Annotated in this window: 22 protein-coding genes; 13 read left to right on the top strand and 9 right to left on the bottom strand. The window is 64.8% G+C overall.

Features of this window, described 5'->3' with window-relative positions; all coding sequences use genetic code 11:
- Positions 1–22 precede the first annotated feature (22 nt).
- From XI09_RS38095 to rnd, 5 genes are all read left to right on the top strand, one after another.
- Positions 23–874 (top strand): phosphodiesterase, encoded by an 852-nt coding sequence (locus XI09_RS38095; protein ID WP_271571476.1) that lies wholly within the window; start codon positions 23–25, stop codon positions 872–874.
- Between the two features lies 1 nt (position 875).
- Positions 876–1,826 carry a carbohydrate ABC transporter permease gene (locus XI09_RS38090; protein ID WP_271571475.1) on the top strand — a complete coding sequence of 317 codons (951 nt, stop codon included), beginning with the start codon at positions 876–878 and terminating at the stop codon, positions 1,824–1,826.
- Positions 1,823–2,692: a carbohydrate ABC transporter permease gene (locus XI09_RS38085; RefSeq protein WP_271571474.1), complete on the top strand. Its 870-nt coding sequence runs from the start codon at positions 1,823–1,825 to the stop codon at positions 2,690–2,692. Before XI09_RS38090 ends, XI09_RS38085 begins: the two co-directional genes overlap by 4 nt.
- Before the next feature lie 11 nt (positions 2,693–2,703).
- A complete protein-coding gene (locus XI09_RS38080; RefSeq protein WP_271571473.1) occupies positions 2,704–4,038 on the top strand; it encodes an ABC transporter substrate-binding protein in 1,335 nt (444 codons plus the stop codon).
- 410 nt (positions 4,039–4,448) lie between these two features.
- Entirely contained in the window at positions 4,449–5,597 is a 1,149-nt protein-coding gene (rnd, locus tag XI09_RS38075; RefSeq protein WP_271571472.1) for a ribonuclease D, read from the top strand.
- A gap of 196 nt (positions 5,598–5,793) precedes the next feature.
- Here the strand turns inward: rnd and XI09_RS38070 are convergent, their stop codons facing one another.
- The 5 genes from XI09_RS38070 to XI09_RS38050 form a co-directional block, all read right to left on the bottom strand.
- Positions 5,794–7,176 carry an aspartate aminotransferase family protein gene (locus tag XI09_RS38070; protein WP_271571471.1) on the bottom strand — a complete coding sequence of 461 codons (1,383 nt, stop codon included), beginning with the start codon at positions 7,174–7,176 and terminating at the stop codon, positions 5,794–5,796.
- A 143-nt stretch (positions 7,177–7,319) separates the two neighbouring features.
- Complete coding sequence (locus tag XI09_RS38065; RefSeq protein ID WP_271571470.1) at positions 7,320–7,493, bottom strand: hypothetical protein; 174 nt, start codon at positions 7,491–7,493, stop codon at positions 7,320–7,322.
- A gap of 34 nt (positions 7,494–7,527) precedes the next feature.
- Positions 7,528–8,091, bottom strand: coding sequence for an isochorismatase family protein (locus XI09_RS38060; protein ID WP_271571469.1), 564 nt, complete (start codon positions 8,089–8,091; stop codon positions 7,528–7,530).
- 25 nt (positions 8,092–8,116) lie between these two features.
- The gene (locus tag XI09_RS38055; RefSeq protein ID WP_092182757.1) at positions 8,117–8,737 is read right to left on the bottom strand and encodes a GNAT family N-acetyltransferase; all 621 of its coding nucleotides are present in this window, start codon (positions 8,735–8,737) and stop codon (positions 8,117–8,119) included.
- Positions 8,724–9,335: a hypothetical protein gene (locus XI09_RS38050; RefSeq protein ID WP_271571468.1), complete on the bottom strand. Its 612-nt coding sequence runs from the start codon at positions 9,333–9,335 to the stop codon at positions 8,724–8,726. The genes XI09_RS38055 and XI09_RS38050 overlap by 14 nt, the downstream gene beginning before the upstream one ends.
- A 74-nt stretch (positions 9,336–9,409) precedes the next feature.
- On the opposite strand from XI09_RS38050, the gene XI09_RS38045 reads away from it, so the two are divergent.
- On the top strand, positions 9,410–10,450 hold the full coding sequence (locus XI09_RS38045; RefSeq protein WP_271571467.1) for a LysR family transcriptional regulator: 1,041 nt from the start codon (positions 9,410–9,412) through the stop codon (positions 10,448–10,450).
- 9 nt (positions 10,451–10,459) lie between these two features.
- On the opposite strand, the gene XI09_RS38040 is transcribed toward XI09_RS38045, so the two are convergent.
- Positions 10,460–11,611 (bottom strand): autotransporter outer membrane beta-barrel domain-containing protein, encoded by a 1,152-nt coding sequence (locus tag XI09_RS38040; RefSeq protein ID WP_271571466.1) that lies wholly within the window; start codon positions 11,609–11,611, stop codon positions 10,460–10,462.
- Between the two features lie 380 nt (positions 11,612–11,991).
- On the opposite strand from XI09_RS38040, the gene XI09_RS38035 reads away from it, so the two are divergent.
- The 3 genes from XI09_RS38035 (at position 11,992) to XI09_RS38025 (ending at position 13,053) form a co-directional block, all read left to right on the top strand.
- The gene (locus XI09_RS38035) at positions 11,992–12,198 is read left to right on the top strand and encodes a cold-shock protein (protein WP_008129967.1); all 207 of its coding nucleotides are present in this window, start codon (positions 11,992–11,994) and stop codon (positions 12,196–12,198) included.
- Between the two features lie 139 nt (positions 12,199–12,337).
- Positions 12,338–12,640, top strand: a complete 303-nt coding sequence (locus XI09_RS38030; RefSeq protein WP_271571465.1) for a hypothetical protein — start codon at positions 12,338–12,340, stop codon at positions 12,638–12,640.
- Positions 12,637–13,053 carry a type II toxin-antitoxin system VapC family toxin gene (locus XI09_RS38025; RefSeq protein WP_271571464.1) on the top strand — a complete coding sequence of 139 codons (417 nt, stop codon included), beginning with the start codon at positions 12,637–12,639 and terminating at the stop codon, positions 13,051–13,053. The genes XI09_RS38030 and XI09_RS38025 overlap by 4 nt, the downstream gene beginning before the upstream one ends.
- 47 nt (positions 13,054–13,100) lie before the next feature.
- Here XI09_RS38025 and purN read toward each other — a convergent pair whose 3' ends face one another.
- Positions 13,101–13,754 (bottom strand): phosphoribosylglycinamide formyltransferase, encoded by a 654-nt coding sequence (purN, locus tag XI09_RS38020; protein WP_271571463.1) that lies wholly within the window; start codon positions 13,752–13,754, stop codon positions 13,101–13,103.
- A complete protein-coding gene (gene purM, locus XI09_RS38015; RefSeq protein WP_271571462.1) occupies positions 13,754–14,827 on the bottom strand; it encodes a phosphoribosylformylglycinamidine cyclo-ligase in 1,074 nt (357 codons plus the stop codon). The genes purN and purM overlap by 1 nt, the downstream gene beginning before the upstream one ends.
- Positions 14,828–14,981: 154 nt before the next feature.
- Between purM and XI09_RS38010 the strand changes: the two genes are divergently transcribed.
- The 4 genes from XI09_RS38010 to ppx all read left to right on the top strand — a co-directional run bounded on the left by XI09_RS38010 (position 14,982) and on the right by ppx (position 20,131).
- On the top strand, positions 14,982–15,524 hold the full coding sequence (locus tag XI09_RS38010) for a CDP-alcohol phosphatidyltransferase family protein (protein WP_271571461.1): 543 nt from the start codon (positions 14,982–14,984) through the stop codon (positions 15,522–15,524).
- Positions 15,525–15,614: 90 nt separating this feature from the next.
- Positions 15,615–16,292 carry a DnaA ATPase domain-containing protein gene (locus XI09_RS38005; RefSeq protein ID WP_271571460.1) on the top strand — a complete coding sequence of 226 codons (678 nt, stop codon included), beginning with the start codon at positions 15,615–15,617 and terminating at the stop codon, positions 16,290–16,292.
- Between the two features lie 134 nt (positions 16,293–16,426).
- Positions 16,427–18,616 carry an RNA degradosome polyphosphate kinase gene (locus tag XI09_RS38000; protein WP_271571459.1) on the top strand — a complete coding sequence of 730 codons (2,190 nt, stop codon included), beginning with the start codon at positions 16,427–16,429 and terminating at the stop codon, positions 18,614–18,616.
- A 12-nt stretch (positions 18,617–18,628) separates the two neighbouring features.
- A complete protein-coding gene (ppx, locus tag XI09_RS37995) occupies positions 18,629–20,131 on the top strand; it encodes an exopolyphosphatase (RefSeq protein WP_271571458.1) in 1,503 nt (500 codons plus the stop codon).
- 48 nt (positions 20,132–20,179) lie between these two features.
- Here the strand turns inward: ppx and XI09_RS37990 are convergent, their stop codons facing one another.
- Positions 20,180–21,319, bottom strand: coding sequence for a PepSY-associated TM helix domain-containing protein (locus XI09_RS37990; protein WP_271571457.1), 1,140 nt, complete (start codon positions 21,317–21,319; stop codon positions 20,180–20,182).
- Positions 21,320–21,352 lie beyond the last annotated feature (33 nt).

The following is a 21,352-nucleotide window of genomic DNA, read 5'->3' as shown; positions in this document are numbered from 1 at the left end:
CCAACAGTCCTGACAAGCGCGCATGCCCTTCAAATTTATTCACCTCACCGACACGCATCTCGCGAACCCCGGGCTGAAGCTCTATGGCCTCGACCCGCGCGCCCGGCTGGACGCAGCGATTGCCGACATCAACAAGCATCAGTCCGACGCTGCGTTCGCGGTGGTGACCGGCGATCTCACCCATTGGGGCGAGCCGGAATCCTACGGCAATTTCGCTGACGCGATGGCCGCGCTGAAGATGCCCTACATTGCCATGGTCGGTAACCACGACAAGCGCGTGGCCTGCCTCGATGGCCTGAAGGCCGCGCCGCGCGATCAGAACGGCTTCGTGCAGGGTACGCGCACCACCGAGCACGGCCTGTTCGTGTTCCTGGACACGCTGGACGAGACCAGCCATGCTGGCGAGATGTGCGCCAAGCGCCTCGGCTGGCTCGCAAGCACGCTTGCGGCAGCGCCGGCCGACATGCCGTTCGTCGTCTTCATGCATCATCCGCCCTTCCCGGTCGGCGTCCACGCGATGGACGAGATCGCACTGAAGCAGAGCGCCGAATTCGCTGAAGTCATCGCGCCCTATCGCTCGCGCATCCGCCACCTCTTCTTCGGCCATGTGCATCGGCCGATCTTCGGCAGCTACGGCAAGATTCCGTTCTCGACGCTACGCGGCACCAACCACCAGGTCTGGTTCGAGCTCGACGCAGCCGCGACCGAGCATCTCGCCAGCCACGAGCCGCCGGCCTATGGCGTGGTGCTGATCGACGGGGAGAACCTGGTCGTGCACAGCCACGACTTCCTCGATGAAAGTCTGCGCTTCCCCTTCGCCGCACCGGCGGGGATGGACGACCGCGACTATGCGCTCAACTTCCCGGCGCGGTGAAATGAGCCTCGCTGAACCCGCGGCTCTCCCGGTCGCGGCAACTGCGCCGCCGCGTCTGCTTCTCCTGAAGCGGTTCTCCGCCCGCTTCAAGGCCTCGCTGCCGGCCTATCTGCTGCTGCTGCCCTCCCTGATCTTCCTCGCGCTGTTCACCTACGGCGCGATGGGGCGCGTCATCATCGACGCGCTGTATCAGCGCGCGACGCCCAAGGCGCCGGTCCGCTTCGTCGGCTTTGAGAACATCAACGCGGTGCTCGCCGACCCTGCCTTCACCGGTGCGGTCGTCAACAATCTCATCTACGCCGTCGGCACGGCGATCCCGAGCATCGGCCTGGCGCTCTTGTTTGCGCTGGCGCTGTCGCGCACCAACGCCGTGAACAGCGTGCTGCGCGCCGCGCTGTTCCTGCCGGTGCTGATCCCGATGGTCGCAGCGTCCGCGCTGTTCCTGTTCATCTTCCTGCCGAATGTCGGCCTGCTCGACTATTACATTGGCCGCCTGCTGCCGGTGCTGCCGAACTGGCTCGGCGATTCCGACATCGCGCTCTACGCGATCATGGTCATCACCATCTGGAAGAACGCCGGCTACTACATGCTGTTCTTCCTCGCTGGCCTCCAGGCGGTGCCGGAGGACGTGATGGAGGCGGCGCATCTCGACGGCGCGGGACCATGGCAGCGCCTGCGCCACATCATCCTGCCGGAGCTTAAGCCCACCTTCCTGTTCGTCACCGTGATCGCGACCCTCAACGCGGTCACGCAGGTCGACCATGTCTTCGTTATGACCAAGGGCGGGCCGTCCAACGCGACCAATCTCGTGCTGTTCTACATCTACCAGCAGGCCGTCGAGCACTACGACATCGGCAAGGCATCGGCCGCCACGTTGCTGACGCTCGCGGCGCTGATGGCCCTCACCGCGCTCTCGTTCCGGACGATGGCGAACCGGGAGGGCGGACCATGAAACTGATCGACCGGCTGTTCAAGGACGCCCCGCTCGCCACCCGTGGCGAGATCACGCCGAAGCTCGGCTTTGCGCTGACCGTGCTGCTCGCGATCATCTGGCTTGTCCCCTTCCTCTGGATGGGCGTTGCGACGCTGCGCCCTGCCTCGGACGGGATCAACGCCATGGCCGAGTTGATGCCGAGCCTAAAGCCGACGCTCGACAACATCAGGGATGCCTGGGAGATCGGCGATTTCCCGCGCTACGCTCTCAACACCACCATCATCTGCACCGGCATCCTGCTGGTGCAGTTCGTCACCATCACACTGGCGGGCTTTGCCTTTGCGCGGCTCGAATTCGCCGGCAAGACGCTGATCTTCTATCTGTTCCTGATGCAGCTCATGCTGGTGCCGGTGCTGCTGATCGTGCCGAATTTGAGCCTGGTCGCACAGCTTGGCCTCTACGACACGCTGACCGGCGTAATGATGCCGTTCTTCGCCTCCGCCTTCGGCACCTTCCTGATGCGCCAGGCGTTCGAGGCGATTCCGACCGAGCTCGAAGACGCCGCGCTCATTGACGGCGCCAGCCTGTTCCAGCGCATCCGCCACATCTACGTGCCGCTGTCGATGCCGAGCTTCTCCGCCTTCGCCATCATCTCGGTGACCAGCCATTGGAACGACTTCCTGTGGCCGCTGATGGTGATCAATTCGCCGGACAAGCGGCCGCTCACGGTCGGTCTGTCCGTCTTCACCGCGACCGCCGAAGGCACCCAGGCCTGGGGCACCATCGCCGCCGGCACGCTGATGGTGATCGCTCCGCTGCTCGTCACCTTCCTGATCTTCCAGAAGCGATTCATCAGCTCTTTCGTCACCTCAGGCATCAAATAGGAGATTTTCCGATGCTGTTTTCCCGCAGGCTCATGCTCGGCCTCGCCATGGCAGGCACTATGGCAGGCGCCCTCGCCTTTCCCGCACTCGCCGGCGAAGGTCCGACCGAGATCGACCTGTTCTTCCCCGTCCCCGTCGACGGCAAGCTCGCCCGCGACATGGGCACCCTGATCAAGGAGTTCAACGAGACCCATCCCGCCATCAAGGCGACTGCGGTCTACACCGGCTCCTATGACGACACGCTGATCAAGACGCGCGCCGCGATCAAGGCGGGCAAGCCGCCCTCCGCCGTGATCATGTCGGCGAACTTCCTCCTGGACATGCAGATCGAGAACGAGCTCACCAATCTCGACTCCCTGATTGCCGCCGACGGCACCACCAAGGAACAATTCCTGGGCCAGTTCTTCCCGGCGCTCCAGGGCAACGCGGTGATCAACCGCTCGGTCTATGGCGTGCCCTTCCACAATTCGACGCCGCTGCTCTACATCAACGCCGACCAGGCCAAGGAAGCGGGCCTCGATCCGAACAAGCCGCCGCAGACCTGGGCGGAGCTGACTGACTGGGCCAAGAAGCTGACCAAGCGCGAGGGCGACAAGGTGACCCGCTGGGGCATCGCGATCCCCTGCGCCTACGACTATTGCGGCTGGATGATGGAAACGCTCACCATGACCAATGGCGGGCGCTACTACAACGAGGAGTTCGGCGGCGAGGTCTATTACGACACGCCCTCGATGCTCGGCGCGCTGACCTGGTGGAACGACCTCGTCAGCAAGCACAAGGTGCATCCGCCCGGCGCGACGCCCGGTCCGGCCGTCAGCACCTCCTTCATATCAGGCAATGCCGCGATGATCATGCTGTCCACGGGCTCGCTGACCTATGTGCGCGACAACGCCAAGTTCGCCTACAAGGTCGCCTTCATCCCGCGCAACGTCCGCAACGCCGTGCCGATCGGCGGCGCCTCGCTGATCGTTCCGGCTGGCCTCGAGGCCGACAAGCAGAAGGCCGCCTGGACGCTGATCAAGTGGATGACCTCGCCCGAGAAGAGCGCCTGGTGGAGCCGCGCCACCGGTTATTTCGCGCCTAACATGGCCGCCTACAAGACGCCTGACATGGTCGAGTTCCTTAGCAAGAACCCGGACGCCAAGACCGCCGTCGAGCAGCTCGACGTCGCCAAACCCTGGTTTGCGACCTACAAGACCGTGCCGGTGCGCAAGACGCTCGAGGACGAGGTGATGCTGGTGCTGAACGGCAAGAAGCAGCCGAAGGAGGCCCTCATCGCCGCCCAGAAGGCCGCCGACGAGACGCTCAAGCCGTACAACGCCGAGACCTCACTGAAGCTGCCCTGAGGCGCGGTCGCACTCGCAAACAAGCTTCGGCGCTCCGTCATGCGGGGCGCCGAAATCGTTTCAGGCGGTCCGGCATTAACCCCCCGTCCACCATCCGGCTCGGCCCGCCGCCGGTAACCACGACAATTAACAGACCCTCAACGCACTCCCGACAAGTCTAACGGTCCTTGGGGGGATTTTGCCGTGGATCTGTTGGTTTTCGAGTTCCTGGGACTGGCCTTGGTCGCCATGTGCGTGCTGGTGGTGGCGCTGCCATGCGCCCGGAAATCCTCGCAGCGGGTCCGTTACGAATAGGATTTGGCCGGAAAAGAGCGATTCCGGCCCAAATGCAAGGGTCGAATTCGCTTAGAGCCCCTTGACATCACAGCGCTTTCGGCAGAACGGCTGATATCAAGTGTCATGGGCCGTTCATGGATTTGATTACCACCACCGCTGACCTCGCGGCTGCCTGCAGCCGGCTGGCCAAGCACCCCGTCATTACTGTCGATACCGAGTTCCTGCGCGAAACCACCTACTACCCGCTGCTGTGCGTGGTGCAGATGGCCAGCGCCGAGGAAGCCGTGGTCATTGACGCCCTCGCCGTGGGCATCGACCTCAAGCCGTTCTTCGAGCTGATGGGCAACGAGGGCGTGCTGAAGGTGTTCCACGCCGCCCGCCAGGACATCGAGATCATCTGGCATCAGGCCAACATCATTCCCCACCCGGTGTTCGATACCCAGGTGGCGGCCATGGTGCTCGGTTATGGCGACAGCATCGCCTACGACCAGCTGGTCGAGAAGGTCACCGGCCATCGCCCGGACAAGACCCACCGCTTCACCGACTGGTCGCGCCGCCCGCTGACCAAGGAGCAGATGCACTACGCAGTGTCCGACGTCACCCATCTGCGCGACGTCTTCGCGGCCCTCGACGCCGACCTGAAGAAACGCCGCCGCAGCGAATGGGTCTCGATCGAGATGGAGGTCCTGACCTCGCCCAAGACCTACGACTTCCACCCCGAGCGCGCCTGGGAGCGGCTGAAGACGCGGGTGCGCAAGCCGAAGGATCTCGCGGTGCTGATGGAGGTCGCGGCCTGGCGCGAGCAGGAGGCGCAGAGCCGCGATGTGCCGCGCGGCCGCGTGCTGCGCGACGAGGCCATCAGCGATATCGCAACGCATGCGCCGAACACGCTGGAGAAGCTCGCCCATCTGCGCTCGGTGCCGAAGGGCTTTGAGAAGTCCAAATGGGGCGCTGACATCGTCGCCGCGGTCGAGCGCGGCTTGGCGCGGGATCACTCCACGCTGCCGAAGCTGGAGAAGCCCCGCAACAATTCCAACGGTGCAGCCATCGTCGAGCTCTTGAAGGTCCTGCTGCGGATGACCGCGGAGCGCCATGCGGTCGCAAGCAAGGTGATCGCGACCGTCGACGATCTCGAGGAGATCGCAGCCAGTGACGAGGCCGATGTGCCGGCGCTACGCGGCTGGCGCCGCGAGCTGTTCGGCGATGCCGCACTGAAGCTCAAGCGCGGCGAGCTGGCGCTCGCGATCGAGAAAGGCCGCGTGATCGGGGTCCAGCGGGCTTAGGCGCGCCTCGATTCCTCCCCGCGGTCGTCCTGGCGACAGCCAGGACCCATTACCCCAGGGAGCAATTTGGCGAAGACTCGCCGCCCGGTACTCCTACCAGCCCCATCGATGAATCACGCGGTATGGGTCCTGGCTTTCGCCAGGACGACACCGGTGGATGTGGTCGGCTCCTCCGGCCACACTGACACGCTCGATCCTACGCCGGCGTCAGCTTCGCCACTTCCGCCTTCATGTCGTTCAGCACGCCCGATATCGCCGCCACCAGCTCGTCGATCTGGCTCTTGGTGACGATCAGCGGCGGGCAGATGGCGATGGCATCGAGCATGTTGCGGGAGATCACACCGCGCTCCTGGAGCATGCGGCTGGCAATGCCGCCGACGGCGCCGGGTGTCGCCGCTGCCGTCTTGCGCTGCTTGTCGAGCACGAGCTCGAGCGCGGCGATCATGCCGACGCCGCGGACCTCGCCGACCAGCGGATGGCTGGCAAGCTCACGCAGCTTGCCCTGCATGTAGGCGCCGAGCTCGGCGGCATGCGCGACCAGGCCGCGCTCCTCGATGATCTTCAGGTTTTCCAGTGCAATGGCCGAGCCGACGGGGTGGCCGCCCGCGGTGAAACCGTGGCCGAGCACGCCGATCTTGTTGCTCTCGTCCGCGATCGGCTCGAACATGCGGTCGTTCAGGATGATCGCCGACAGCGGGAAATAGCTCGACGTGATCTGCTTGGAGACAACGATCGCGTCCGGCTTGATGCCATAGGTCTCGCAGCCGAACATCTTGCCGGTGCGGCCGAAGCCGCAGATCACCTCGTCGGCGACCAGCAGGATGTCGTACTTCCTCAAGACCGCCTGGATCTTGTCCCAATAGGTCGCGGGCGGCACGATGACGCCGCCCGCCCCCATCACTGGCTCGCCGAAGAAGGCTGCGATCGTATCCGGCCCCTCCTTCTGGATCAGCGCGTCGAGCTCCTCGGCCCGGCGCGTGGCGAATGCCTCCTCGCTCTCGCCGGGCGCGCCGTCCTTGTAGAAGTGCGGCGAGCCCGTGTGCAGGATGTTCGGCAGCGGCAGGTCGAACGAGCGGTGATTGTTCGGCAGGCCCGTGAGGCTGGCCGACGCGATGGTGACGCCGTGATAGGCGCGCAGGCGGCTGATCACCTTCTTGCGCTGCGGCTGGCCGAGCGCATTGGAGCGATAGGCGATCAGCTTCAGGACGGTGTCGTTCGCCTCAGAGCCGGAATTGGTGAAGAACACCTTGCTCATCGGCACCGGCGCGAGCGCCACCAGCTTCTCGGCGAGGTCGATCGAGGGCCCGTGCGATTTGGCGGAGAACGTGTGGTAGAACGGCAGCGCCTGCATCTGCTTGTGCGCCGCCTCGACCAGGCGCTTCTCGTTGAAGCCGAGCCCGACGCTCCACAGGCCCGCCATCGCCTCGAAATAGCGCTTGCCCGATGCGTCAAAGACGTAAGGGCCCTCGCCGCGCTCGATCACCAGGGGACCGGCCTGCTGATGGGTGCGCGCGTTGGTGTAGGGATGGAGCTGGTAGGCCACATCCCGGGCCTCTTGCGAATTCGGCAGCATGGACATTTGCGAAAGATCCTCAAGGTCGTCACATCGCCGGCACGGCCAGCGTCATCACTTGGCTATTGCGACAACGCAGAACTTGCAACGCCAATTCGTCGGCAGCAAGCGCTCAGCAGCGTTGCACAAAGCCGCAGACGGAACAGCGCTCAGGCTGCGCTGTCGTCATCACCATCGTCGGCGGCGGCAGCAGCAGCTTCCCGCACCTCCACCAGCGCCATCGACAGCAGATAGACCGTCGTGGGCAAGCCGACGCGCCGCGCCGCCTCGACGGCCCGCGACAGGTCGCTTGCCAGCTCCTTGAGTTCGTCTCCCCTTGACAATGTCCCACCCCATCCATCCGCCGATCGCGACCGCCTACACCGCGACGGCGCCGCTGGTTCTGATCAGTTCGGCGCTGGGTTGGATTGTAGCAAAGTTAGCGACGACATTCACTACCGCATGCTTGTAGGCGGCGGCATCGCCCGCGCCCGGCTGGCGGCAGGCCACGGCGTCCGCCACCACCTGATAATGATGGCTGCGGTGAAACCCGTCGACGGCGGTGGCGAGGATGGTCTCGTCCAGGGAAAAGCCGATCAGCACGCAGCGCACGTTGCGGATATTGGCCATGTAGTCCACAAACCGCGCCGAGCTGTAGGCCGAGGGCAGCGGGTGCTCGAACGTCATCTCGCCGGGCCGCGGCTTGGTCGCCGCGATCCAATCGGTCAGCCTGGATGCCGGATTGAACCAGGCCGCCTGGGCGATGCGCTTCAGATGCATCACCGGCCAGAGATTGTCGCGCCAAAGCGTCAGGAGCTCCAGGCAGCGCGCGGTGGCGGCCTCGCCGTCGAGGATGACGTGGCGACGCCCGGGGGTCAGATATTCGACCTGGAGATCCGCGCAGACCAGGATGGGCGGATTATCGTTGATGGAAGCCAGCATTATCTTGCGCAGAGCTGCACCAGTTTCAGCGATCGGCGAGCGCGAGGTCCCGCAGCGGCGAGGTCACCGCCCGCCCGGCGGAGGCGTCGAGCACGCCCGGCCGGTCCCAATCGCCCTCGGGACGGATGATCACGTAAGGATCGCTGTCCAGCGTGATGGCGTCCGGCCCCGGCTCGATCTCCAGCAGCATTTCCGTGTAGGAAAAATCCGAGAAGGTGATCTTGCGATTGTGGCCGAGCGGTTTGGCACCGAAATGGGCCCAGAAATCGACCAGCCGGTCCTGCGCCTGGCCGTAGATCTTGCGAAACCCCTTGCGCTTCACATAGTCGACGCTCGCCTGCACCAGCTTGAACGAGACGCGCGAGCGCCGATATTGGTGTCGCACCGCGAGCCGCTCCACCTTGGCGAAATCGCCGAAGAAGCGCACCCGCAGGCAGCCCGCAGGCTCGTTGCCGACATAGCCGATGAAATGCGCGGCCACCATGTCGTTGCCGTCGAACTCCTCTTCGAACGGACAATCCTGCTCGGCGAGATAGACCGCCGAGCGGATCGCGGTGACAAGCATGAGATCGTTGGGATCGCGCGCAAGGCGGATGGTGACGGCGCGGGAGTCGGGCTTCGCGAGGGGAATCCTAGTACCGTGCATCTGCAAAACTCCTTGCTTTGATGATCGCGCCCGGCATGCGCATCGGCCGCCGGTGCCATGGGCGCTCGTAGCACCACAGGTCGGGTTGGAAGCTCGGAACCGGCTCGAAGCCGGTCGCCCTCATGATGTCGCGTCCGGCCACGGTTGACGGCTGCGCATAGCAATCCGCGCCGCGAAATCTTAGCTGTCGCAGGTGGGCCGCGGCCTTGCCGAGACCAGCGATGCCGCGGCCCGTCGCCGCAATCGCCCAGATGTAGATGGCAGCAACCTCCTCCTTCGCGGAGGCAAGATAGTGCGTCTCCGGCGCGGTGAGGCAGATCTCGTCGAGCAACAACGCATCGTGCCCGCGGTCGCTCAGAAACAGGAAGGCCATGCCACCGAGCAGCTTGCCGTTCCGGCTGAAGGTCAGGATGCTCTGAGGATCGAAAGTGAAGTATTTCGCCAGTTCCGCCGTTCCGATCTGCACACCGGGCACCAGCCGGCGCGCCATCTCGGAAAGCGTCGCAATTTCGGAAAATTGCGCGCAACGGACATCGACATCCGGACTGAGCGGCAGCGCGTCGAAATCATGCCTTGCGGCAAACGAGCCCCTTTCCATAGCCAGATCGCCCCTCTATCGTTTGCGGCTTTCGTGCCCCGCTATGTCGAGCTTAGCGGCTGGGGATCAAGAGTATGCAGCAGTTATTGCACCGGGGTGCTGCGATGATGCAGCACCGTGAAGAAGCCCTGGACGCGTCCTGGGACGATTTGAAACTATTTCTAGCGTGCGCAAAATATAAAAGTTTTCGCAACGCCGCCGAAGAACTCGGCCTCACCTCGACGACGCTGATGCGCCGGATCGACCGACTCGAAGAGAGCATCGGCTGCAAGCTGTTCCTGCGCGACCAGAGCGGGCTCACGCTCAGCGACGAAGGCACAGCGATGATTGCCGACGTCGCGCATATGGAGCGTCACGCCTTCAACGTCTTCCGGCGCGCATCGCGCTCGTCGAACGATACGTCGGGCACCGTGCGCGTCGCCGTGACGGAAGGCCCCGGCAATTTCTGGATCCTGCCGCGGCTGATCGATTTCCAGAAAACCTATCGCAAGATCACCGTCGATCTGCGCTGCGCGATGGAGCAGGCCGACGTCGCGCGGCTCGAGTCCGATATCGCGATCCAGCTCGAGCCGCCGACCAACCCCGATCTGATCGTCGCAAAGCTCGGCCGTCTGCACATCTACCCCTTCGTCTCCAAGGAGTACGAAAGCCTCTACGGCCTGCCGGCGACGCTCGCCGAATTGAAGAACCACCGCATCATCAAGCAGAGTGCTCCGCAGGTCGACGACGGGGCCTACGCCCGCGTGCTCGGGCTTAAATCGCTCGAGGGCATCGTCGGAATCAAGACCAACTCCTCGGTCGGCGTACTCTACGCGGTTGAGCGCGGCGCCGGCATCGGCTTCCTGCCGACGGTGTCGATCGCGCTCGGCGCACCGTTCATTGCCGTCGATCTCGGCGTGAGCCACCACGCCGACCTATGGCTCACCTATCACAAGGAGTTTCGCGACTCCGAGCGCCACAAGATCGTGATCGACTGGCTGAAGAAGATCTTCGATCCCAGGACTTATCCCTGCTTCCGCGACGAGTTCATCCATCCGAACGCGCTGGTGCCGATGATGACGGCCGCGCGCGAAGGCTTTGGGCTCACCGGTTACATCGCAGCGACGCCGACGTGAGCGCGGCGCTCACCACCGATATTCGAAGCCGACCGTGCCCTGGTGCGAGGTGAGCTCGTTGCGGAACTTGCCGTCGTAATTGATGTAGAGCCGCGCGGTGTTGGTCAGGCTGAGCGAGCCGGAGGCGCCGGCATCCATGCCGTAGCGGCTCTCGCCGATGCCGGGCACGACGATGCTCTCGGTCCCCAGGCTGACCTGGACCGAGCCGAGGTTCTGATAAAAATTGTCGACGAACTTGCCGTAGGCCGAGAGATCCAGAATCTTCTGGCCGAAGATGAAGTAGCGGCCGACCTCGGCCCCGATCATGACACGCGCGCGCGAGAGCGCCGTCGAGCCGACGTTGAGCGGATCGAGGCCGCCGGCCTCCTGGAACGCCGCACTGGTGGCGCGGACATATTCGAGCGCACCCTTGGGCACGACGCGCATCTGATCCTTGGTCCAGTAGTAGCTGATCTCCGTCAGTGCGCCGTCGACCGCGGCACGATAGCCGGCGGTGGCAAGGCCAAAGCCGGTATCCCGGCTGGAACGGACCTTGCCGAAACCGTGCACCACCGCGAACGCCCAGGTCCACGGGCCTTTGTCGATGGAGCCGTTGAAGCCGACCTGGGTCAAATCGAGCGTCGCCGACTGGAGCGCGAGCGGCACGTCGATATCGGTGTGGCTCTGATCGACGGAGAAGCCGAGATTGACGCCAGGCGCGAGCCGCGCGCCGAAGCCGGCGACGCCGCCAAACGTCTTGCGCTTGTCGCCGACGAAATCCCCCTGCGCATCGGTGCGGACCGAAATACCGTAGCCCTCGAACCAGGTGCGGTAACGGGGATCTTCCGTGCTTGCGGACGCGCCGCCGCCGCCCGGATTGGTCCGGAACGCCCGGTTGAAACCACCCGACGCCTGGTTGCCGAGCCGCTCCAGAAACCCCGACCCGAGATCGAGCGTGCTGTTACCGACCGACTGGTCGTAATTGGTCGAGGTCGGCATCGGAATTGGCGTCGGCGTGGGCGTTGGGGTCGGCGTTGGCGTCGGGGTCTGCGCGTAGCCGGGCGTCGCCGCCGACATCGCCACGACGAGCGCAAGCGCCATCGCGATCGCTGCCGCGCCCCGGCGGACGCGGTTCAGCCCGATCGTCTGCCGTGTCCCTGGGGGCTGCGATGTGCAGCACATGACGACAAATCCCGAAGCAAATGGCGGCGCGCAAAAATGCAACACGAGCGGCGCACGCATGCTGCGATTTGCGCCGAACTGTTACTGAGGGTCAACCGGCTGGCGCCTCCAGACAGGGGTGATTGCTCCCGATTGTGGTTCCGCGGCCACAGGTCGGAAATTGCAGACGGGCACTTCCGGGTGGGGTCTTGAAATTTGCGCGCGGCTTGCTAACGGGCCATTTTCGTGTTGCAATATCGGACACAATCGGAATTGGCCGCTCGACTGTGCGTTTCGCGACATTGAGACTCAAGACTCGAACAGACTTCCGGAAGCCCGTTTGTGGCGTGGCACGCGAAAAGCGGCCGCGTCTTTTTTTTATCTAGCGGAGGAGACTAGCGATGCCGCAAAAGGGCACCGTCAAATGGTTCAACCCCACCAAGGGCTATGGGTTCATCAAGCCGAACGGCAGCGACAAGGACGTGTTCGTCCATATCTCCGCCGTCGAGCGTGCAGGACTCTCCACCCTCAACGAAAACCAGGTGGTTGAATACGACCTCGTGGAGAACCGCGGAAAATCATCCGCGGAGAACCTCAAGGTCTCCTGATCTCTCGTCTCACACGCGAGACATCACGACGTTGCCCCCGGCTCTGCCGGGGGATTTTGTTATTAGCCCCCTGTCCGTTCTGATTGGACGCCGCGCAGATTTCCGGTTATATTACCGGAAATTGAACGCGAGGTGGCCTGTGGCAACAAAATCCCAGCGAAAGGCAACCCGGACCCATCGGCGCCGCGCCGCAGCGCGTGGTCTGGTACGGGTTGAAGTCCAAGCTGCGAAGAAGGACGCAAGTCTCATCCGCGCCCTAGCCGAAACCCTGCGCGACAAACCGGAAAGAGCTGCTGCGCTTCGATCGACGCTCGCAAGTGCTCTCCTCAATGCTGACGTCAGGACCGCCTTCGACGTCTTTGGCTCCGAACTTCCCGATGAAGCGTTCGACGGTGTATTCGATCAGCCCCGGCGTGACGGCTGGCGGGAGGTCGACTTGTGAGGTTTCTGGTCGACACCAACGTCATTTCCGAAATACGCAAGCGCGAGCGCGCCGACCCAAACGTCATTCGGTGGGTCAATCAGACCCCAGCGGAGGATATCGGAACGAGTGTCTTGGTTCTGGCCGAAATTCGCCGAGGCATCGAACTGAAAAGGCGAAACGATCCGCTCCAGGCGACATCTCTCGACCGATGGTTTTCGCAGATGAGGATCCGACTCGCCGATCGGGTTCTTCCAATCGATGAGACCGTCGCCGAGACCTGGGCCCTCCTTGGAATTCCCAATCCGCTGCCGCTCATTGACAGCCTTCTTGCCGCCACTGCCAAGGTTCACGGCCTGACACTGGTGACGCGCAACATTGCCGATATTGAATCGGCCGGCGTCACGCTGCTCGATCCGTTTGCAGCGCCGTGAGCGCAACGGCGAGTCGGCAAACTAAATCGAATAGCTGGGCAGTTGCCCTACTTCACCACCGGCGCAATCAGGAAATTCTCCGACGGCCCGCTGCCCGCCGTCTTGCAGACATCGCCCTCGATCTGGACCTTGCCGGTCGCCAGCAGCCGTAGCGCTTCCGGATAGATGCGGTGCTCGACTTCGAGGATGCGCTCCGACAGCGTGTCCGCGGTATCGTGGTCGCTGACGGGAACCGCGCCCTGCATCACGATCGGGCCGGCGTCGGTCTCGGGGATGACGAAGTGCACCGTCGCGCCAGACAGTTTGACGCCGGCGCGCAGGGCTTGGCCGTGCGGGTCGAGGCCGGGAAACGACGGCAGCAGCGAGGGATGGATGTTGAGCATCCGCCCGTACCAGGACTTGGTGAATTCGGCCGTAAACAGGCGCATGAAGCCGCCGAGACAGATCAGCTCGATGCCGTGCTGATCGAGCGCGGCCTGCAGCACCGCCTCGAAGCCGGCGCGATCCTTGCCGAACGGCTTGCTCTCGATCACGAGGGTCTTTACGCCGCCCGCCCTGGCCCGTTCGAGCCCGAGCGCATCTGCCTTGTTCGAGATGACGAGCGAAATCTCCGCCGGAAAATCTGGCGGGGCGGCAGCCCTGATCAGGGCCGACATGTTGGAGCCGCGGCCGGAGATCAGGATGGCGACGCGGCGCTTCATCACAGCGCCAGGTCGAGGTGGCCGTTATAGACGACACGGTGCTCGCCCTCGGCCGGGATCAGGGTGCCGAGCTGCGCCACAGTCTCGCCGGCGTCGGTGAAGACCTCGATCACCTTGTCGACCTTGTCCGGCTCGACGATCGCGATCATGCCGATGCCGCAGTTAAAGGTGCGCAGCATTTCGAGCTCGGCGATGCCGGCCTGCGCGGCCAGCCATTTGAACACCGGCAGCACCGGCAGACGCGCCAGATCGATGCCGACGCCAAGATTCTTCGGCAGCACGCGCGGAATGTTGTCGGTGAAGCCGCCGCCGGTGATGTGGGCGAGCCCCTTCACCGCGCCGGTCTCGCGGATCGCGCGCAGGCAGGATTTGACGTAGAGCCGCGTCGGCGTCAGCAGCGCGCCGCCGAGCGTCATGACGGGCGCGAACGGCGCCGGCGCCTCGAAGCCGAAGCCGGACTGCTCGACGATCTTGCGCACCAGCGAGAAGCCGTTGGAGTGCACGCCCGACGAGGCGAGACCGATCACGGCGTCTCCGGCGGCGATGTCCTTGCGCGGCAACAGCGTACCGCGCTCGGCGGCGCCGACGGCAAAGCCGCCGAGGTCATAGTCGCCGTCCTTGTAGAGGCCTGGCATCTCGGCGGTCTCGCCGCCGATCAGGGCGCAGCCGGATTCCCGGCAGCCTTCGGCGACACCCGCGACGATCGCAGCCGTGGCCTCCGGGTCGAGCTTGCCGCAGGCGAAATAGTCGAGAAAGAACAGTGGCTCGGCGCCCTGCACCACGAGGTCGTTGACGCTCATGGCGACGAGGTCGATGCCGATCCCGCCATGCAGGCCGGTCTCGATCGCGATCTTGACCTTGGTTCCGACGCCGTCGGTGGCGGCGACCAGGACGGGATCCCTGAAACCGGCCGCCTTGAGGTCGAACAGGCCGCCAAAGCCGCCGATCTCGGCGTCGGCGCCGGGCCGCGCTGTGGCGCGCACCATCGGCTTGATCAGATCGACCAGGCGGTTGCCCGCGTCGATATCGACGCCTGAATCGGCGTAAGTGAGGCCGTTTTTGCGGTCGGTCATGCCCGATTTCCAGTGGGTTTGCGGCTGGTTACGTCGAATTCCGGGGACGCGCAATGGCTCGCATGGCGCTCGGCGCCATACTATGTAGATATCAACGGGTTCGGCCTTCAAAGAGGCCGGATTCGAGGTCAGGCCGGGTGCCGGGAAGCGCCGCGTGAGTATTCCGAACATTATTACCTTGGGCCGCATCATGCTGGTCCCGATCATCGTCTGGGCCATCGTGTCGAGCCAAATGGAGGTGGCGTTCGCCGTCTTCCTGATTGCCGGGATCAGCGATGCCGTGGACGGCTTCCTCGCCAAGCGCTTCAACATGACAAGCGAGCTCGGCGCCTTGCTCGATCCGCTCGCGGACAAGGCGCTGCTGGTCTCGATCTATATGTCGCTCGGCATCTGGGGCGCGATTCCGCGCTGGATCGTGATCCTGGTGGTATCCCGCGACATCATGATCGTCGCCGCCGTGATCGTGTCCTGGCTGTTCGACCGGCCCGTCGAGATGAAGCCGTCGAAAGTGTCGAAGCTCAACACGGTCGTCCAGGTGGCATTCGCAGCGCTGGTGCTGGCCGCGCTTGCCTTCGGTTTCAAGCCGGCGCCCTATGATATTATCCTGATGGGTCTCGTCACGATCTTCACGCTTTCCTCCGTGTCGCTCTATCTCGTCGAGTGGGTGCGGCACATGAGCACGATCGAGGCCAAATGAGCGCGAACCGGCCCCGCAAAAGGCCAACTCACGCCCGATAGGTCGAATCTTTCAACCGAGGCCGGCCATCCGGCATGGAGCAAAGCAAGCGTGGCAGGCCGCGTTCACCCCCGACAATTGGCGTTCTCGCTTCCGCACGCGGAGAGCCTCAGCCGGGACAATTTCCTCGAAGGCCCCGCCAACGCGGCTGGCCTTGGCTTGATCGACGGCTGGCCGGAATGGCCGAACCGGATCATGTGGCTGGCCGGCCCCGAAGGCAGCGGCAAGAGCCATCTCGCCGCGATCTGGGCCGAGGAGGCCGGCGCCCGCTCGACCACGGCCAATGCGTTGACCGCCGCAGGCGTTCCCGGTGCGCTCGCCACCGGCGCGCTGGTGGTCGAGGATCTCAAGGCCAAGGACTTTGACGAGCGTGCCCTCTTCCACCTGATGAACCTCGCCCGTGAGGACGGCGCCTATGTCCTGTTCACGGGGCGCGATGTGCCGGCTTCGCTGGACATCGAGCTCCGCGACCTGCGCTCGCGGCTGCGCGCCGTCCCGGTGGTCACGCTGCTGCCCCCCGACGACCAGCTCTTCCGTGGCCTGATCGTCAAATTCTGCGCCGACCGCCAGCTCACCGTGGACGAGAGCGTGGTGAGCTACCTCGCCACGCGCCTGGAGCGATCCTCGGCCGCCGCCCGGCATGCCGTGGGACTGCTCGACAGCGAGGCCCTGCGGCTCGGCCGCCCCGTGACCCGGGCGCTGGCCGCCGAACTGTTGCGGGATGCGTGACCCCGCCCAACGCCGCTTGACGGCGCGGAACGGCGGAACATCAATGTCATCGAAACGTCATCGCCCTAACACATGCTCCCGCCGGTTTTGCGCGTAAGTCGCAAATTGGGGCAAACTGGATGGACCGACTTCTCATGGACTCCGCTCAAGTTGTTGAAACAAAAGAAAAAGACGCGGAAGCCGAGAGCCTGCCGGCGATCGCCTCGAGCCCCGAGCGATTCATCAACCGCGAGCTCTCCTGGCTGCATTTCAACCGCCGCGTCCTGGAGGAATCGGTCAATCCCAGCCATCCCGTGCTGGAGCGGGTGCGATTCCTGTCGATTTCCGCAAATAACCTCGACGAATTCTTCATGGTCCGCGTCGCCGGCATCAAGGCCCAGGTGCGCGAGGGCATTGCCGAGCGCAGCCCCGACGGCCTGACGCCGTCCGAGCAGCTCGCGCTGATCAACCGCACCGTCTCCCCGCTTGCCTCGGACCAGCAGGCGATCTGGCGCGACCTGCGCGCCGCGCTGGCCGATGTCGGCATCGTGCTGGTGGACGGCAAGGAGGTCACCAAGGCGGAGCGGACCTGGATCGAGGACTACTTCCTCAACAACGTGTTCCCGCTGCTGACGCCGCTCGCGATCGACCCGGCCCACCCCTTCCCGTTCATCCCGAGCCTCGGCTTCACCATCGCGCTCCAGCTCACGCGCGCCGCCGACGGCAAGCAGATGAACGCGCTGATCCGCATGCCCGGCAAGATCGACCGCTTCATTCGCCTGCCGGCGGAGGGCACCGTGCGGCTGATCTCGCTGGAACAGGCGACCGCCCTGTTCATCAACCGCCTGTTCCCCGGCTACAATCTGCACGGCCAGGGCGCCTTCCGGATCATCCGCGACTCCGAGCTCGAAATCGAGGAAGAGGCCGAGGACCTCGTCCGCCTGTTCGAGACCGCGCTGAAGCGCCGCCGCCGCGGATCGGTGATCCGGCTCGAGATCGACGCCAAGATGCCGGAGCAGCTGCGCAGCTTCGTGCAGCATGCCCTCTCCGCCGCCGACGACGAAGTATTCCTGGTCGACGGCGTGCTCGCCATGAACGAGCTGTCGCAGCTCACCCGCCTCGACCGGCCCGACCTCGAATTCACCCCTTACGTGCCACGCCATCCCGAGCGCGTGCGCGAGCACGGCGGCGACATCTTTGCCGCGATCCGGCAGAAGGACCTCATCGTCCATCACCCCTACGAATCCTTCGACGTGGTGGTGCAGTTCCTCCAGCAGGCGACGCGCGACCCCGATGTCGTCGCGATCAAGCAGACGCTCTACCGCACCTCCAACAACTCGCCGATCGTGCGCGCGCTCGCCGAAGCCGCCGAGGCCGGCAAATCCGTCACCGCGCTGATCGAGCTGAAGGCGCGCTTCGACGAGGAGGCCAACATCCGCTGGGCGCGCGACCTCGAACGCGCCGGCGTGCAGGTGGTCTACGGCTTCCTCGAACTGAAGACGCACGCAAAACTCTCGATGGTGGTGCGCCGCGAGGGCGGCAGCCTCACGACCTACGTCCACACCGGCACCGGCAATTATCACCCCGTGACCGCGCGCATCTACACCGACCTCTCCTACTTCACCTCGGAGCCGACCATCGGCCGCGACGCCGCGCGCGTCTTCAACTTCATCACCGGCTATGCCGCGCCGAGCGATCTGGAAAAGATGGCGGTGTCGCCGCTGACCTTGCGCAAGCGCATCATCGAGCACATCCAGGGCGAGACCGCGCATGCGCGGCATGGCCGCCCCGGCGCGGTCTGGATGAAGATGAACGCGCTGGTCGACCCCGACATCATCGACGCGCTCTACGAGGCCTCGCAGGCCGGCGTCCAGGTCGAGCTCGTGGTGCGCGGCATCTGTTGCCTCAGGCCCGGCATTCCCGGCCTGTCGGAGAACATCCGCGTCAAGTCGATCATCGGGCGCTTCCTGGAACACGGCCGAATCTACTGCTTCGGCATGGGACAGGGGCTGCCGAGCGCGAAAGCGGCTGTGTATATCTCCTCGGCCGACATGATGCCGCGCAACCTCGACCGCCGCGTCGAGGTGCTGTGTCCGCTGCAAAATCCCACGGTGCATCAGCAGGTTCTCGAACAGATCATGGTCGCGAATCTCAAGGACAATGAGCAAAGCTGGCAATTGTTGCCGGATGGGTCCTCAACGCGTATGAAGGCCGCGAAGGGCGAGGAGCCTTTCAACGTGCACAACTACTTCATGACAAATCCGAGTCTGTCTGGCCGTGGAAAGTCGCTCAAGGAATCCTCGCCGCGCCGTCTCACGCGCCGGAACGAACGCCATCAATCCTGATCGGGCGACGACGTGACTCGTCCGCGTAAGCGCGGCTCGAGCGTCGCGGTCATCGACATCGGGTCCAACTCGGTCCGTCTCGTCGTCTACGAGGGACTGACGCGGAGCCTCATTCCGATCTTCAACGAGAAGACGCTGTGCGGCCTCGGGCGTGAGGTGCAGAGCACGGGCCTGCTCGCGCCCGACGCCGTCGACAAGGCGTTGACCTCGCTGAAGCGGTTCCGCGCGCTGTGCCGCGTGATGCAGGTCGGACGCGTGTTCGCGATCGCGACCGCCGCCTGCCGCGACGCCTCCAACGGCCCCGACTTCATCGCCAAGGCCGAGCGCATCTGCGCCGTCAAGATCGAGATCCTATCGGGCCCGCGCGAGGCGCGGCTGTCGGCGCTCGGCGTGATCTCCGGCATCCACCACCCCGACGGCATCGTCGGCGATCTCGGCGGCGGCTCGCTCGAGCTGATCGACGTGCGCAGGAACAGCGTGCGCAGCGGCGTGACCCTGCCGCTCGGCGGGCTCGCGCTCCAGGACCTCGCGCACAAATCGCTCAAGCGCGCCGACCGTATCGTGCGCGAGGAGCTCGACGAGATCCCGCAGCTCAAGGCAGGTAGCGGCCGCACATTCTACGCCGTCGGCGGCACCTGGCGCGCGCTCGCGCGCATCCACATCATCCAGAGCGGCTATCCGCTCCAGGTGATGCACGGCTATTCCATCTCCGCGGCCGAGGCGCTCGACTTTTCGCGTCGCCTCCGCCGTCTCGCGGCCGCCAACATGCTCGCCGACATCGAGATCGTCGCCGATGCGCGGCGCCCGCTCCTCACCTATGCGGCGCTGGTGCTCGAGCACATCATCCGCGTGGCGAAGCCCAAGACCATCGTGTTCTCGACCTTCGGCGTGCGCGAGGGCCTGCTGCACGAGAAGCTGCCGGAGACCGAGCGCAACAAGGACGGGCTGATCTGCGCGGCCGAAGAGCTCAATCAGCTGCTGTCGCGCTCGGCCAAGCACGCCCGCGAGCTGATCGCCTGGACCGATCGCCTGGTGCGCGTGGTGAAGCTGCGCGAGACGGAAGAAGACCGCCGCTTGCGCCACACCGCCTGCCTGCTCTCCGACATCGGCTGGCGCGTGCATCCCGATCACCGCGGCGAGCAGACGCTCAGCCTCGTCGTCAACGGCAATTTCGGCGCGATCACCCACACCGAGCGCGCCTTTGTCGGCCTGTCCGTGTTCTATCGCTATGCGGGCCTCAGCGAGGAAAACCAGCCGCCGGCCACCACGCAGGAGTTGCTGACGCCGGCCCAGCTCGACCGCGCCCGCCTGCTCGGCGCGGCATTCCGCGTCGCGCATCTGATCTCGGCGGCACGGCCGGGCGTGCTGCCCGCCACCCATTTCCGCAGCCAGGGCCGCAAATTGATGCTGGTGTTCGAGCACCGTCTCGGCGACATCGTCGCCGACCGGGTCGGCAGTCGCTTCAAGCAGCTTGCGCGCCTAGTCAACCGGGCCGGCTCGATCGTGCGGCGGTGACCCGTTCGCCGGCCCTCACCTTCCCAGGACGTCTCTTGAGCCACATCATCAAGCCGCTGACGAACAGGGCGAGCGGTGCGAAGCGCCGGCTGCGAACACAAGCAGGCGCCCCGCGAGTCCGAACGTCGCGCCGTTGTGGAGCCAGAGCTGTTCGGCTATATAGCGGTCCCCCATCGATAGGGTGCCCGGCGTGCGGTCGTGCACCACCGCGCCGCTCCATGGATCGAGCCAGATCGCCCCTCGTGCCCGTACGGCGGGATCAGCACCATCAGGACGAAACTGCACGCGCCAGGTGCTGCGCGTTGCGGTCGGCGGATTGAACATGGCGATCGCCACGCCAGGCTTGGCCGCCTGCGCCATTTGCGCGATCGCATCGGCTGGGAGCAGCGGCGTCCCTGCCGGGGGCGGCATTTCGACCCGCGGCGAGCGATCAGGCGTCGGTTGCGACAGAAGACCAACGATGGGACGCACCACGTCGGGAAAAACGATGCCGACGCCGGTGATTGAGATCCCCAGGAGCACGAACAGCGCCCAAAAGCCTGCCGCACTATGAACGTCCAGAACAAATCGAAGCAGCGAGACGTTCTTGCGCACCGAGACCGATCGCCAGAAAAGGCTAGGCCTCGGCCACCACAGGAAGAGGCCCGATATGGCCAATCCGAGCAGCACGAAGCCGGCCACGCCGACCAGCTCCCTGCCCCAGAACTCATAGAGCAACAGCGTGTAGTGGAGACGATAGACCTTGAGCGCGAACGCGTTGACGTAGTCGCGCCGCCCGAGCACTTTTCCGTTCGAAGGATCGACCATGGTCGTCCAACGATTCGGGTAGCTGCCTGCTGCGGTTTCGTGCGTATGGATCACGATCCAGACGGGCCAGGTCCGCTCCGGCGCCAGGATCGTGGCAATCGGCGCTGGGTCCGCTGCAGCGGCGGCGCGCATCACTTCCGATAATGTGACCCTTTGCTCCGGACCAGCGGGAGCATAGAGCGCCGGATTCAGGGCGACATCGATCTCCCGGTAGAAGACGATGAAGCTTCCGGTCAGACCTATCAACACCACGACGATGCCGCCGATCAATCCGAACCATCGGTGCGCCCACAGCAGCGCGTGCCGCGCGCGTCCGGGCATCATTCTGGATCGGGCGGGCACGGTGCCGTGTTGTCGCGGCGCCCTGATCGCTTTGTCCATTCAGAGCACCCGTCGTCTGCGCCTGATCTAGCT

It is taken from the genome of Bradyrhizobium sp. CCBAU 11386 (assembly GCF_028128955.1).
GTDB lineage: Bacteria > Pseudomonadota > Alphaproteobacteria > Rhizobiales > Xanthobacteraceae > Bradyrhizobium.
Note: the sequence above shows the minus strand (reverse complement) of the source record. Positions and strands in the feature narration are given on the sequence as shown.